We start from the raw sequence: 14617 nt of genomic DNA on the forward strand, positions 1-14617 counted from the left end.
TCCATTATCCACTATTATTCCACTTTCTAATATACGACAGGAAAGGAGGAGTTTGTCACCTTTTTAGGCTATATGCTTCACCTGCAGTCCCCCTCTTTTCACTCACGCTTCATGAAAAACTTCACGAAAAACACACTTCGGTATTTCTCTTCACGTTCCATTTTCTTCATGTTCCAGACGACAACACGACTTACCTAATTTGGCGTAATGCCTAGTCAATGCAGGATGATTCATCCTGACACTAATCGGGGAGAGTGAATGTTAATGAAAAAAGTATGGGTTTCGCTTCTTGGAGGAGCGATGTTATTAGGGTCTGTAGCGTCTGGTGCATCAGCAGCGGAGAGTTCCGTTTCGGGGCCAACTCAGCTTACGCCAACCTTCCATGCCGAACAATGGAAAGCACCTTCATCGGTATCGGGTGACGACATCGTATGGAGCTATTTAAATCGGCAAAAGAAAACGTTGCTGGGTACGGACAGCACCAGTATCCGTGATCAATTCCGTATCGTTGATCGCACAAGCGACAAATCCGGTGTGAGCCATTATCGGCTGAAGCAATATGTAAACGGGATTCCCGTATATGGAGCTGAACAGACCATTCATGTGGGCAAATCCGGTGAAGTGACCTCTTATCTGGGAGCCGTGATTACTGAGGATCAGCAAGAAGAAGCTACGCAAGGTACAACTCCGAAAATCAGCGCTTCTGAAGCGGTCTATACCGCATATCAGGAGGCAGCTGCACGGGTCCAAGCCCTCCCTACCTCCGATGATACGATTTCTAAAGAGGCGGAGGAGCCAAGCAGTGTAAGCAAAGACACTTACTCCGAAGCAGCTAACAACGAAAAAACGAGTTCTATTGAAAAGGACAAGCTCAGTCTTGAGAAAGCAGAGCCCAATTCCATTGCCAAAATCGCCAACCTGCAGCCTGAGGTAGCTCCTAAAGCTGAGCTGTATTTCTATGCTAAGGGTGATGCATTGCAGTTGGTTTATGTGACAGAGGTTAATATTTTGGAGCCTGCGCCGCTGCGTACACGCTACCTCATTGACGCCAATGATGGCAAAATCGTATCCCAGTATGACATCATTAATGAAGCGACAGGCACAGGTAAAGGTGTACTCGGTGATACCAAATCATTCAACACTACCGCTTCCGGCAGCAGCTACCAGTTAAGAGATACGACTCGTGGGAATGGAATCGTGACTTACACGGCCTCCAACCGTCAAAGCATCCCAGGCACGATCCTGACCGATGCCGATAACGTATGGAATGATCCAGCCGGCGTAGATGCCCATGCTTATGCAGCCAAAACCTATGATTACTATAAGGAAAAATTCAATCGCAACAGCATTGACGGACGCGGCCTGCAGCTCCGTTCGACGGTCCATTACGGCAACCGCTACAACAACGCCTTCTGGAACGGCTCCCAAATGACTTATGGTGACGGAGACGGCACCACATTTATCGCTTTTAGCGGTGATCCCGACGTAGTTGGTCATGAACTCACACACGGTGTTACGGAGTATACTTCGAATTTGGAATACTACGGAGAATCCGGTGCGTTGAATGAGGCCTTCTCGGACATCATCGGCAATGATATTCAGCGTAAAAACTGGCTGATAGGCGATGATATTTATACGCCAAGCATTGCGGGTGATGCTCTGCGCTCAATGTCCAACCCTACCCTGTACGATCAACCAGACCACTATTCCAACTTGTATAAAGGCAGCTCGGATAACGGTGGCGTTCATACCAATAGCGGCATTATTAATAAAGCCTATTATCTGCTGGCCCAGGGCGGTACTTTCCATGGCGTAACTGTAAGTGGAATTGGCCGCGACGCTGCTGTCCAAATCTACTATAGTGCCTTTACGAACTACCTGACTTCTTCTTCCGACTTCTCCAACGCACGCGCTGCTGTTGTACAGGCGGCAAAAGATCTCTATGGTGCGAGCTCGGCACAAGCTACCGCAGCTGCCAAATCTTTTGATGCTGTAGGTGTTAAATAAATCAAATACATGATCCCCTCAATGATCCTCGTCCATAGACCTTTGTCGTTGTGCAACTGTCATCTGCCCCTGCGCATACAATGGACGACTTAGGGGTGCAGTGTACAAGTCTGTACCCCTTCCCCCTTATGTATATGGCGTCCCCTCAAAGGGACGTCCTTTTTTTGTCTATAGCATCTTTCGATCATTATCGACTAAATAAGACAAATAAAAATCAATTTAGGGACTTCAGACTCATTTTGGAGTAATTTGGAATAAACCTCTTCTCGTTCCACATTCTCTGTGCTAATATCAGAGCCAAGACGATGTAATCACAAAAAAAAATAAAACTTTTTTTTGCATAAGTTTGTTTTTCCATGGTGATCTCGTTTTAGACAAGCAACAAAATAACAGGCAACAAGACCTACATAGATGGCAACCATGCCAAACAAAACAGGATACGATTGATCCTGACCTACACTTGGGAGAGTGATTTTAATGAAAAAAGTATGGGTTTCACTTCTTGGAGGAGCGATGTTATTAGGGGCTGTAGCACCAGGTGCATCAGCAGCAGAGCATTCTGTTCCTGATCCTACTCAGCTAACACCGACTTTTCATGCCGAGCAATGGAAGGCTCCTTCCACGGTAACCGGCGACAATATTGTCTGGAGCTATTTGAATCGACAAAAGAAAACCTTATTGAATACAGACAACACCAGTGTCCGTGATCAGTTCCGCATCATTGATCGTACAAGCGACAAATCCGGTGCAAGCCATTATCGACTGAAGCAGTATGTAAACGGGATCCCCGTATATGGGGCTGAACAGACCATTCATGTGAACAACGCCGGTAAAGTAACCTCTTATTTGGGTGCCGTCATTTCAGAGGATCAACAGCAAGACGCGACCGAAGATACTACTCCAAAAATCAGCGCGACTGAAGCCGTTTATACCGCATATGCAGAAGCCGCTGCCCGGATTCAATCCTTCCCTTCCATCAATGATAGCCTTTCTGAGGCTAGTGAGGAACAAGGCAGTGAGATTCAAAGCAGTGAGATTCAAAGCAGTGTAAGTAAAGATACTTACGCAGAGACATATAACAACGTACTTTTAACGCCAACTGACCAAGCAGAGCAGAGTTCCATTGCCAAAATTTCTAATCTGGAGCCAAGTGTAGAACCCAAAGCAGAATTATACATCTATCCTGATGGTGAGACTACACGGCTGGTTTATGTAACAGAGGTTAATATTCTTGAACCTGCGCCTCTGCGCACACGCTACTTCATTGATGCGAAAACCGGCAAAATCGTATTCCAGTATGATATCCTCAACTACGCGACAGGTACTGGCCGCGGCGTGGATGGTGTAACCAAATCGTTCACGACTACGGCTTCAGGCAATGGGTATCAGTTGAAGGACACAACACGCAGTAAGGGAATCGTGACTTACACCGCTGGCAATCGCCAGACGACGCCGGGTACGATTTTGACAGATGCGGATAATGTATGGAATGATCCCGCAGCTGTTGACGCGCATGCCTACGCAATTAAAACCTATGACTACTATAAGAATAAATTCGGTCGCGATAGTATTGATGGACGTGGTATGCAAATTCGTTCAACAGTCCATTACGGCAAAAAATATAACAATGCCTTCTGGAATGGTTCCCAAATGACCTACGGAGACGGGGACGGGTCCTCATTTACCTTCTTCAGCGGCGATCCCGATGTCGTGGGGCATGAACTCACTCACGGTGTCACCGAGTTTACCTCCAATCTGGAGTATTACGGTGAATCCGGTGCGCTGAATGAAGCCTTCTCGGATATTATCGGCAACGATATTGATGGCAGCAGCTGGCTCCTTGGCGATGGTATTTATACGCCTAACATTCCGGGCGACGCTCTGCGTTCCCTGTCCGATCCTACAAGATTTGGCCAGCCGGATCATTATTCCAATTTCTACCCGGACCCTAACAATGATGATGAAGGCGGCGTCCATACGAATAGCGGTATTATTAACAAAGCCTATTATTTGCTGGCACAGGGCGGTACGTCCCATGGTGTAACGGTAACCGGTATCGGACGCGAAGCAGCTGTATTCATTTACTATAATGCCTTTACCAACTATTTGACCTCTACCTCCAACTTCTCTAACGCACGCGCTGCTGTTATACAGGCGGCCAAGGATTTTTATGGTGCTGATTCGCTAGCAGTAACCAGCGCTATTCAATCCTTTGATGCGGTAGGAATCAAGTAAATGATATCCTGTGTTCCTCGCAATTGCTCCTCATCCAATAGATAGACACCTGCTACACAGCCCTCACTTGATCCTGCTCATAAGCAGTCAACAAAAATGGGGGTGCAGTGCAAGTCTGTACCCCTTCCCCCTATATCTAGGGCATCCCTTCTCAAGGGTTGCCCATTTTTTTCTAAACCTAGAATGGCTATGCGAAAGTTAGCCCACCTCGTATTTTTCGATAGATTTCGACCATATACGACATTTCCATTAACATTTTGGGACTAATGAATCATTTTGGTGAATTCTGTAAAATCAATCTTCTCGTTCGACATTCTCTGTGCTAATATCAGAGCCGAGACATGAAAGACCTACATACATGACGTAATATCTATTCAAATCGGGTATTTTTATCCCACATTATCTAGGGAGAGTGAGTATTAATGAACAAAGTATGGTTTTCACTTCTTGGAGCAGCGATACTATTAGGTTCTGCCGCTCCTGGAGCCTCCGCAGCTGAAAATGCTGTTCCCGATCCAACTCAATTTACACCAACATTTCAAACGGTAAGCTGGAAGTCTCCTTCATCAGTGACTGGTGACAACCTGGTCTGGAGCTTTTTGAATCGACAACAGAAAACGTTAATGAGCTTGGACAATATCAACAGCGGCACCAATGTCCGTAAGCAATTTCGCATCATGGATCGAACTACTGACAAATTTGGTACAACACATTATCGACTCAAACAGTATGTGGACGGAATTCCCGTATTTGGAGCCGAACAAACAATTCATGTGAACAAGTCCGGTAAAATTACCTCTTATTTGGGAGCTGTCATTTCAGAGGATCAGCAAGCCGACGCTAAAGAAAACACAACTCCAAAAATCAGCGCTACTGAGGCCGTATATACCGCCTACGAAGATGCAGCTACACGGATTCAATCACTTTCTTCTTCCGTCAATACCGTTTCTGAACCTGTCGAGAACACAAGTAATGTAAGTAAAGACACTTACGAAAAAGCATCTAACAATGAATTATCAATTTCTATTGATAAGGAACCATTGGAAGTGGCAGAGCCTTCATCCTCATCTATTGCCAAGATCGCCAATCTGGAACCAAGCGTAGATCCTACAGCAGAGCTGTACATCTATCCCGATGGAGACACAACTCGTCTCATTTATGTAACTGAAGTTAACATTTTGCAGCCTACTTTACTGCGCACACGTTACTTCATTGACGCTAATGACGGAAAAATCGTATACAAATATGACATCCTTAACGAAGTAATCGGCAAAGGACGCGGTGTATTTGGTGATACCAAAACATTTGAAACCACCGCTTCAGGCAAAAAGTACCAGCTAAAGGATACTACACGTGGTAAAGGCATTTTAACTTATAACGTTCACAACACCGAGACGCTTCCCGGCACCCTGTATACAGATTCAGATAACGTATGGGAAGATCCGGCTGCGGTAGATGCCCATGCTTACGCGATTCGTACTTATGATTATTTTAAAGATAAATTTGGGCGCGACAGCATTGACGGGCATGGCATGGCCATCGCCTCGGCCGTCCATTACGGTCCAAAGAACTACAATAATGCCCACTGGGGCGGCACGCATATGTTATACGGAGATGGAGACGGCACCACATTTGCTCCTTTTAGCAGCGATCTTGAAATTGTCGCCCATGAGCTGACGCACGGCGTAACCGAGCATTCATCCGGGCTGGTGTATTTCGGTGAATCTGCTGCCCTGAGCGAAGCCATCTCGGATATTATCGGCAATGACATCGATCGTACCAATTGGAATTTTGGCAAAGTCGCTTATACACCTAACATTAAGGGTGACGCCATCCGCTCCCTTTCCGATCCTGTCAAATACGGTCAAGTAGATCACTACAGCAATTTTTATCCTGATCCAAATAACGAGGATTATGGCGGGGCCCACATCAATAGCGGTATTATTAATAAAGCCTACTATCTACTGGCACAGGGCGGGACCTTCCATGGAATCAAGGTAGATGGAATCGGACGTGATGCTGCCGTATATATCTACTATAATGCGTTTACTAACTATTTGACTTCGACCTCTAACTTCTCCACCGCGCGTGCTGCCGTCATTCAGGCGGCCAAGGATAGCTACGGTGAGGATTCAATAGCGGTTACCTCTGCCATCAAGTCCTTTGATGCTGTAGGTATAAAATAAGTTGGTTGAACACATCTCCTCAGATATTACAAGTTTACCCCCTTCCTCCTTATATATACGGCGTCCCCACAGCGGGACGCCTTTTTCTGCCTTCAATATCCCATCGCAATCCACAGGATCACCCCTTCACATGTCGGACCCGAATGTTCGCGTTCCACAGTAAGTACCGCTGAATGCCTCTGACGTTTTGTGACAGCTACCATCACCCCCGACACACTTGCATTGGCTGTGACTACATATTGGGTATTTATAAATGGCTTTTTGAAGACAATGCTCACTTCATCCCTGTCCGTTGAGGCGGGCAGGTGAAAAGGAATGTTGCCAAATTGAGACGAAGCCCTCTCTGGATCAGAAGCCTCGTCACAGGCCGATAATCCGTCTTGAATTGCATCCACTCTCAATTGTTCGTCAGCGTGGATACCTGGATCGGCATCTTCTCCAGGCAAGACCATTCGCTGCTTAGAGCGATGTCTTCCTTCTGCAATGTGGATACTGGTAATGGAACAATCGAGTAACGATTCTTGCTCTGCCCGACCTTCCGTCGTGATCAACGGAAGATCGTTATCCGTCCGGATTTCCGTATCCGAATCAGGTACAGACAACAGCAGTACAGATGCCCGATTCATCAGCATCGCTTCCTCCAGCGTCTTGGGCAGCTTATGCTTCTTCCTGGCCACTTCTTCAACAGCTTGAACCGAGGGTTCCGTTTCTACGGATGCGGGTACTTCTGCCCCTCCACGCTGTATCAGTCTATGAATGCCAGAAGTCGAAGCCGTTTTATCCTTGCTTACACGGGGGGAGGGGGCCGCATTGGGAAGGTTGCGCCGCGCTGTTTTTTTATCCTTATGACCATGGTTCGTACGATGATTCATGGTGACCGCTCCTTTGGCACAGGAGTGAACCAGCGGTCGCTCCGCTTCATTCACCCGGCTGGGAATCATGGCTAATGCCTATAAGTTAGCCTATGCACATAAAGGCGCCCACGTCACTCGGTTACACAGTCCAGCATCATTTGCGCCCATCGCTGTGCTGAATGCTGCCATAAGAACCGTCTTCGCACCTCGCCAAGCCCGGCTTCTCCCATCCGCCGCCGCAAGTCCGTCTGTCGGAGCAGTCTGATGATGGCCGCAGCCATTTCCCGCTCCTCGGGGGATGGATCAATAAGCCAGCCCGTCTCGCCGTGTTGTACAACCTCCGGAATGCCGCCGATACGGGAAGCAACCACGGGCATTTCTGCCGCCATAGCTTCCAGATTGACCAGCCCGAAGGCTTCATCCTCCACCGAAGGAACGACAGCCACGTCGGCCAACTGATAGAGCGAGGCCAGCGCCGGATGGGGAACATAGTCCAGAAATTGGACGTGCTTTCCCAATCTTAGTTTACGCATCAGCCGATGCAACGAAGCCGTGTACGGTGTGAGACGGTCGTGACCGTAAAAGGCGCTGCCTGCAATGAGCAGCAGCACATCCGGGCACGCGCGAACGACTCGTCGCAGGGCCTTGAGCAGCCGGTGAACACCCTTCCCCGGCATCAATCTGCCTGCGTATAGCACGATTCGTCGGCCTGGCCAGCCGAAATCGTCCAATCGCGCCGCTCTGACCGCTTCTCCTACCGGAGTCCAGCGTGGCAGAAAATCACCCGGATGAATGCCCAGGTTGTTTACGACGATACGTTCCCTAACAACAGCGGGACTGTTGGCGGCGACGATGGCCCCCAAATAGGCGCTGTTCACGACGATCCGATCGAGCGGCAGCAGCAGTCTGCCTACGTCCTCCCGTTTGAGATGGGGCTCGCGGATAAAAGTGGTCGAATGCAAAGTCAGCACCACTCGGCTATCAGGCAAAGCCTCGCGAATGGCATAAGCAGCTTTCGGGCGGTTGTGTACATCTACTACTGCAGGTGACCATCTCTTCAAGTCAGCAATTACCTTGGGAATATAGCCTGCCCCTTGCGTATAACGCATGCATGGGACTCCGTCCACGTCTCCATGGTCCGGTGTCTCTGCTCCCTTGATCCCATAGATCTGTGCCTGAAGCATATGACTGGCTAGAGGGACCATACAGGCAATAACCCGCTCCACAGAGCTGCTGCGGGGCGAAGGTATAACAAAAGAACCCGGTGTAACGACCGCTACCTTGGGCCTCTGCATCCATCCTTCACCTACCTCCCTCTCTTATTCCAACACGCTTCAACACTCATCTAGTATCATATCGTCTCCTTTCCTGAAAGGTGCCTGATTTCTCACTTTGGGCATACCGAAAGGCTAGCGTCCATGCCTGGCCAATCATTGATACATATGATGGACTAGAATTACAGTATGGTCAGTTGGAATGACTATAAGGAGGGCGGACATACTCATGTTGCATGTCGGCGTCATGCTCAACCCGGCAACCTACCGGGGCATTCCCGCCATGAAGACGCGATATGAATCCATCGCCAATTACGAGGACGCAGGGTTAAGTTATGAGCTCACCCCCTGCTTTCTTCGTCTGGAGGATATTCATATAGTGACCGGAACATGCCGGGCTTTTGTTAAACACGGCAACGAGTATCGGCAGATGATTCTTCCGTTGCCGCCAGTCATCCACAATCGGACTCTTTATCGGCATAATGAAAATGCCAGCGATATCAATAGGCTGGTACAACAGGGAATCTATATTTTTAATGAACAAAACCGTTTCCGCAAGGACCATATACACGCGATTTTGCAGGAAGACCCATTGCTACGCATCCATCTCCCCAAAACATTGCAAGGCAACCTGTCTTCAATCCATTCTCTGATGGAGCAAACCGGGGATGTTGTAATTAAGCCCAGCAGCGGTAGTGTTGGCAAAGGAATTATGCGTCTGCGGCATTCCCGTGGGCACTGGACCCTGCAATGCACTCATCCCGCTAGACCTGAGCGCTGGTCCACGCTACGCTTACATGTCGGAGAACTGCCTTTATTTCTGCACAAGCGACTGCTGCATGTGCCTCACATCGTACAGGAAACCATACCGCTTGCTTTATATGACAATCGTCCCTTTGATATTCGTGTGACCGTTCAGCGTGGATATGGCGGCATCTGGGGGGTGACAGGCATGTTTGCCAAAATTGCCCCTTCCCACACCTTTGTATCCAATGTGGCACAGGGCGGTATAGCCCGTTCCTTACCAGAGGTGTTGTCACAGGCACAGGCGGCTCAAACCTCGAATATAACCCGTTTGATGAATGAGCTGGAAAGACTCTCGTTACAAATCGTTCACCGACTGGCACAGAGCCTTCCCCGTCTCGCTGACGTCGGTTTGGATCTGGGAATCACCCAAGAGGGCAACATTTTTTTTATCGAGTGCAACGGTCGCGACCAGCGCTACGGCTTCAGTCAGGCTGGCATGAACAATGTCTGGAAAGAAACGTACACTCAGCCAATGGCTTACGCCCGTTGGCTTCTTGAACGGATGCCTTCAGCAGACACCGAACGTCCACTCGATCGTCCACTGTATTGATTTACGTCACATTCTGTGTCAATATAGTTCAGAGCGGCCGGACAGGTTCCGGCCAAGACGGCTCGGAAATGAACAGGGGGATCTGAAATGGCAAAACAGTGGCTGCGGCTCATGACCGAGCTATCATCGCGCAAGTGGGTGTGCCGGATTGTGGGCTCCTTCGCGCAAAGCGGTGCAAGCCGACTTTTTATCCCCACCTTTATACGTACGTACCAGATCCAGACGCATGAGGCAGAACAGGAATGGAAAGCATACCGTTCTCTGAACGCCTATTTTACACGCAAATTGAAAGCGGGCATGCGCCCGATTGATACGAACGCCGAGGTGATGACCAGTCCGGTGGATGCACGGATTACTTTCACTGGGCCAATTACGTCTGGCACTCTTTTGAATGTCAAAGGACAGGATTATACGCTGGATGAGCTGCTTAACCGCTCGCCGCGTCTTGAAAAGTACACACACGGCTATGCTTATGTGCTCTACCTCAGCCCGACAGATTATCATCGTATTCATGCGCCGGTATCCGGTACACTGGTGGAGAAGGAGCATCTGCGCGGCAAGGTATACCCCGTAAATGACTTCGGTTTGCAGCATATGAGGGGGGTTCTTAGCCGTAATGAACGACAGATTACGTACATTGCCCACGAATATGGTGAGGTGGCCCTCGTCAAAGTTGGCGCGATGAACGTGAGCAGCATCAAGTATACGGATGATCAAGCCGTTTCATGGAAAAAAGGCGACGATCTCGCATATTTCGAATTTGGATCAACCGTCGTTCTATTGACTGAAAACGGGACGTTTGAGCCAGACCCCGGGTTGAAGCTGGGCGATGTGGTAAAAATGGGACAACGTCTTGGTTGCTTCCGCCATGATGCTAAAGCGTAACCGGGTTTACCGCCAGTGCGTTGCAGCTACCTATACAATAAGGACCCGGCATTACTGCCTGGGTCCTTTTCGTTTTATCTTTTTATTTCAGGATTTTTGCAAAATCCTCATTTGTCAAACGATAGTGACCAATATGCCCGAATCTGAAACAGCTCGTCCACCGTCATGGCTCTACCTGATCTCGGACGGACTTTTCCCTGTATACTGCTTGAATTGACGGCTGAAGAAAAAGATATCACGGTATCCCAAAGCCTCTGCTACCTCGGTCACATTCATTCCGGCATGCAGCAAAAGATGCTGCGCGCGCTCAATCCGCATACTGATAATATGAGATTGCGCGGAAACGCCCAGCAGTTCCTTGAATTTAATTGAAAAATAACGCGGCGACAGCCCTGCCCGTGCCGCCAAATCCTCGACACGATGAGGAAGCCCCGGATGCTGACGCACATAGTTGGCCGTTTCCCGAATGACCTCGGTGAGCTGGTTGCTGGCCTGCTGCTCCTGCGGCACCTTACGGTCGGCACGCAGCAGATGAATCATCAATTGCTTCAGGATCAGCCTGCCTTCCTCCTCAGCTCCGTAAGCACGCTCCAAGCGCAGACGGACATATCTGGCAAGCATATGCTCCACCTCGAACGTTTCCTCCAGCATACGGTAGCTTGCAGGGATGAGCTTAGGCTGCTCGGAAAGATCAAAATGAATATAAGTAAGTATAAGCGGCTTTTGCGGGTTATGAGTGGCACGGGTATCGTCCCCGGGCTTGAACAGGAAACAGCTGCCCTTGCTCACCGAATAGGCTTCCCCGTTTAATACAACCGTCCCTTCTCCGCTCCATACATAAAATAAATCATAGTTTGGCATCGGCTTTTCGCGCACCTGCCATTTCCAGCCCGGCTCGCACACAATTTTGGCAAAGGCGGGCAGCAGGATAAACGATGACGCAGACGTATCCAGCAACATCTGCACCTCCTTTTGCTATTCTTTGGATGTTCTCTATCCCGTTAAATAATAATATAAGCGCAGCGCCGCCAATACGCAAAAAATTACTAACAGTTGGCATGAAGCTGAATCAGCTTGCGAGCAACAGCGGTCAATAGCTGTATAAAAGGAACTTGCCGAACTGCGCGAGAGCTTGATAAAATATAGCCGTCGTTAAGTGCTTTTTTAGTGTCCTTGGAACATTCAGGCATTGCGCCGCATGGATCCGCCAAGGGGCTCGCTAGCGACAGCTCAGCGGCTTACCTTTGACGAGCGGACATACCACCACTCTCTCCGAGTCTTAGGAGGACTGGTACCGTCGGGAGCAGGATTGCAAAGAACAGCATCCTTTGCGCCTCCCCGAAGCAGACGCGAAGAAGCGATTTGTTCCAGGTTGTCATCAAAAAAGAATGATTCACAGACAACATTTGTATATCAAAATCGGGTACTGGTACCTCAGGGAGAGTGTGGCATTCATGCTGGACAAAGACACAACTGATCAACAATTAGCTGTTTTATCAACCATTCAAAACAATTTAGGTATGATCATGTTTGACACGCAAGGACAAGTCACTTGGTCCAATGAACTTTTTGCTAGTGCAATGGGATATAAGGTTGATGAAATTGTTGGTATTCATCACAGCAAGCTTTGCTTGCAAGAATTTGTATCCAGTCATGCGTATGCTGACTTATGGAGTAATTTGCGTCAAGGAAGAGCCTTTCAAGATAAAATTGTACGGGTTACAAAGAATGGAAGAAAGTTAACACTAGAGGCAACTTATATGCCTATCTTTAAAGAAGATCAAGTCCAAGCAGTCATCAAGATAGCAACTGACATCACGAAACGCGAAACCGTTCTTCAGGAAAGTACGGCAGAGTTGATAGCTATGGTGGAAGAAATGACTGCTAACACTGATGAGGTATTGGAAGCTTCGAAGCTGATTGTAGACCATATGGCGAAGCTGAATACGGAATCTGCAGTAGTCAGAGATCAGCTCAAAAGTATCCAATCAGTCACTAGTGTTGTCAAGGATATTGCTTCTCAATCTCATTTGCTGGGTTTGAATGCCGCCATTGAAGCTGCCCGAGCCGGTGAACATGGACTTGGCTTTGAGGTGGTTGCCAATGAAGTTAGAAAAATGGCTGCCTCCAGCAAACTATCTGCAGAAGACATCTTCATTCAAATCAATGAAATTGCAAAAGCAATGTCGTCGATGATGCAAAAAATTGAAGATATCACGGATCAGATTTCCAACAATTCGGATGCTATGAGTGAATTAAAAAAAGCCTATGATCATATCGCTACTACCACAGAAAATTTGGCATCCTCAATTTAAGTCGCTTACTTTCAGTTTCTAAAGGATTTAGCTACCACCCTTCGACGGAACAACTCCAGTTGTTTTTACGTCCCCTTAATGCTTTTGCGTGACGCTTACCGAGTGTAATGCTATAATATGTAATCAAAATGACTTGGAAGGATGAAACGGGAATGAATCCACTGGTAGCACAGTTAAACCAAAACATTCAAACAGGCAACGAGCATGTATATCAAATGCTTTCCCTTTTGGGTAAAGAAATTTATTTTCCAAAAGAAGGAATTTTGAGTCAATCTGCCGAAGCCGGAAAAATGGCCAAAAAATATAATGCTACGATCGGTATTGCTATTGAAGGCAATGGTCCTATGCATTTGCAGGTTATTCAGGAGAAGCTGTCTGCTTACAGTCCCAAGGATTTATACCCCTATGCTCCCCCTGCGGGCAAGCCTGAACTGCGCAGCGTATGGCGCGATAAAATGCTGAAGGAAAATCCTTCACTGGCTGGAAAAATCTTCAGCCTTCCAGTAGTTACGAACGCGCTGACTCACGGCCTGAGTATCGTTGCCGACCTGTTTACAGATGAAGGGGATGCTGTCATTTATCCGGACAAAAACTGGGAAAATTATGAGCTGACATTCGGGATTCGCCGTCATGGACGCTTGGTGAATTTCCCGTTGTTCACGGAGGACAACCGTTTTAATAGTGAGGGGTTGCGTGATGCGCTGCTCGCGCAAAAAGAGTACGGCAAAGCGATCGTTGTGCTGAACTTCCCGAACAATCCAACTGGCTATACACCGGGCGCCGAAGAGGGTAAAGCAATTGTTGCTGCCATTCAGGAAGCCGCAGAGGCGGGCATCAATGTGGTGGTGGTGACAGACGATGCTTATTTTGGTCTGTTCTTCGAGGACTCCCTGCATGAATCGCTATTTGGTCAGTTAGCTGGACTTCATCCGAGAATTTTACCAGTCAAAGTCGACGGAGCCACCAAAGAAGAATACGTTTGGGGTTTCCGTGTCGGATTTATTACCTTCGCTTCCGAAAATCAGGATGTGCTGAACGCGCTGGAGCAAAAAACACTGGGGATTATCCGGGCAACGATTTCGAGTGGCCCTCACCCGTCCCAAACCTTCGTACTGGATGCCCTCAAATCCCCGGATTTTGAGCAGCAAAAGAAAGAAAAGTTTCAAATTATGAAGGGACGGGCCAATAAGGTCAAAGCATTGCTGGATAGCGGAAAATACAGAGATGTATGGAGCTACTATCCTTTCAATTCCGGTTATTTCATGTGTCTCAAGCTGAACGGCTTGTCCGCCGAGCGGCTGCGTACACATTTGCTGGAGCAATATGGAGTTGGAACGATTGCGCTGGGTGAGCACGACCTCCGGATCGCATTCTCCTGCATCGAGGAAGAGTACCTTGAAGACTTGTATGACATTATTTACCGTGGTGCACAGGATTTGTTGAACGCCTGATGATAGCGGGTTAAATGTATAGCTTAATGAAGCGGTATGCCGAATGTTGCGGT

General features: G+C 48.2%; 10 protein-coding genes. 7 read left to right on the plus strand and 3 right to left on the minus strand.

The window, feature by feature from the left end:
• The first annotated feature begins 264 nt into the window (after positions 1 to 264).
• From BAZ21_RS11960 to BAZ21_RS11970, 3 genes are all read left to right on the plus strand, one after another.
• The gene (locus BAZ21_RS11960) at positions 265 to 2007 is read left to right on the plus strand and encodes a M4 family metallopeptidase (protein ID WP_068500476.1); all 1743 of its coding nucleotides are present in this window, start codon (positions 265 to 267) and stop codon (positions 2005 to 2007) included.
• 477 nt (positions 2008 to 2484) lie between these two features.
• Positions 2485 to 4242: a M4 family metallopeptidase gene (locus tag BAZ21_RS11965; RefSeq protein ID WP_068500479.1), complete on the plus strand. Its 1758-nt coding sequence runs from the start codon at positions 2485 to 2487 to the stop codon at positions 4240 to 4242.
• Between the two features lie 422 nt (positions 4243 to 4664).
• Positions 4665 to 6428, plus strand: coding sequence for a M4 family metallopeptidase (locus BAZ21_RS11970; protein WP_068500482.1), 1764 nt, complete (start codon positions 4665 to 4667; stop codon positions 6426 to 6428).
• A 92-nt stretch (positions 6429 to 6520) separates the two neighbouring features.
• On the opposite strand, the gene BAZ21_RS11975 is transcribed toward BAZ21_RS11970, so the two are convergent.
• Positions 6521 to 7300 (minus strand): WIAG-tail domain, encoded by a 780-nt coding sequence (locus BAZ21_RS11975; RefSeq protein ID WP_068500484.1) that lies wholly within the window; start codon positions 7298 to 7300, stop codon positions 6521 to 6523.
• A 113-nt stretch (positions 7301 to 7413) separates the two neighbouring features.
• Entirely contained in the window at positions 7414 to 8577 is a 1164-nt protein-coding gene (locus tag BAZ21_RS11980) for a glycosyltransferase family 4 protein (RefSeq protein ID WP_068500487.1), read from the minus strand.
• Positions 8578 to 8785: 208 nt separating this feature from the next.
• Here BAZ21_RS11980 and BAZ21_RS11985 point away from each other — a divergent pair, with 208 nt between their 5' ends.
• Both BAZ21_RS11985 and asd read left to right on the plus strand, forming a co-directional pair.
• The gene (locus BAZ21_RS11985) at positions 8786 to 9913 is read left to right on the plus strand and encodes a YheC/YheD family endospore coat-associated protein (RefSeq protein WP_068500490.1); all 1128 of its coding nucleotides are present in this window, start codon (positions 8786 to 8788) and stop codon (positions 9911 to 9913) included.
• 87 nt (positions 9914 to 10000) lie between these two features.
• The gene (asd, locus tag BAZ21_RS11990) at positions 10001 to 10798 is read left to right on the plus strand and encodes an archaetidylserine decarboxylase (protein ID WP_068500493.1); all 798 of its coding nucleotides are present in this window, start codon (positions 10001 to 10003) and stop codon (positions 10796 to 10798) included.
• Positions 10799 to 10969: 171 nt separating this feature from the next.
• Here the strand turns inward: asd and BAZ21_RS11995 are convergent, their stop codons facing one another.
• Positions 10970 to 11755 (minus strand): helix-turn-helix domain-containing protein, encoded by a 786-nt coding sequence (locus BAZ21_RS11995; protein WP_068500936.1) that lies wholly within the window; start codon positions 11753 to 11755, stop codon positions 10970 to 10972.
• Between the two features lie 497 nt (positions 11756 to 12252).
• On the opposite strand from BAZ21_RS11995, the gene BAZ21_RS12000 reads away from it, so the two are divergent.
• On the plus strand, positions 12253 to 13113 hold the full coding sequence (locus BAZ21_RS12000) for a methyl-accepting chemotaxis protein (protein WP_068500496.1): 861 nt from the start codon (positions 12253 to 12255) through the stop codon (positions 13111 to 13113).
• 152 nt (positions 13114 to 13265) lie between these two features.
• Complete coding sequence (locus tag BAZ21_RS12005; protein WP_068500498.1) at positions 13266 to 14564, plus strand: aminotransferase class I/II-fold pyridoxal phosphate-dependent enzyme; 1299 nt, start codon at positions 13266 to 13268, stop codon at positions 14562 to 14564.
• Positions 14565 to 14617 lie beyond the last annotated feature (53 nt).

The sequence above is a fragment of the Paenibacillus kribbensis genome (assembly GCF_001705305.1).
GTDB classification, from domain to species: Bacteria; Bacillota; Bacilli; order Paenibacillales; family Paenibacillaceae; genus Paenibacillus; species Paenibacillus kribbensis_B.

Bases quoted from the DNA above. Each gene is read 5' to 3' on its own strand.
- BAZ21_RS11960 (WP_068500476.1), top strand. From the start codon at position 265: ATGAAAAAAGTATGGGTTTCGCTTCTTGGAGGAGCGATGTTATTAGGG.
- BAZ21_RS11965 (WP_068500479.1), top strand. From the start codon at position 2,485: ATGAAAAAAGTATGGGTTTCACTTCTTGGAGGAGCGATGTTATTAGGG.
- BAZ21_RS11970 (WP_068500482.1), top strand. From the start codon at position 4,665: ATGAACAAAGTATGGTTTTCACTTCTTGGAGCAGCGATACTATTAGGT.
- BAZ21_RS11975 (WP_068500484.1), bottom strand. From the start codon at position 7,300: ATGAATCATCGTACGAACCATGGTCATAAGGATAAAAAAACAGCGCGG.
- BAZ21_RS11980 (WP_068500487.1), bottom strand. From the start codon at position 8,577: ATGCAGAGGCCCAAGGTAGCGGTCGTTACACCGGGTTCTTTTGTTATA.
- BAZ21_RS11985 (WP_068500490.1), top strand. From the start codon at position 8,786: ATGTTGCATGTCGGCGTCATGCTCAACCCGGCAACCTACCGGGGCATT.
- asd (WP_068500493.1), top strand. From the start codon at position 10,001: ATGGCAAAACAGTGGCTGCGGCTCATGACCGAGCTATCATCGCGCAAG.
- BAZ21_RS12000 (WP_068500496.1), top strand. From the start codon at position 12,253: ATGCTGGACAAAGACACAACTGATCAACAATTAGCTGTTTTATCAACC.
- BAZ21_RS12005 (WP_068500498.1), top strand. From the start codon at position 13,266: ATGAATCCACTGGTAGCACAGTTAAACCAAAACATTCAAACAGGCAAC.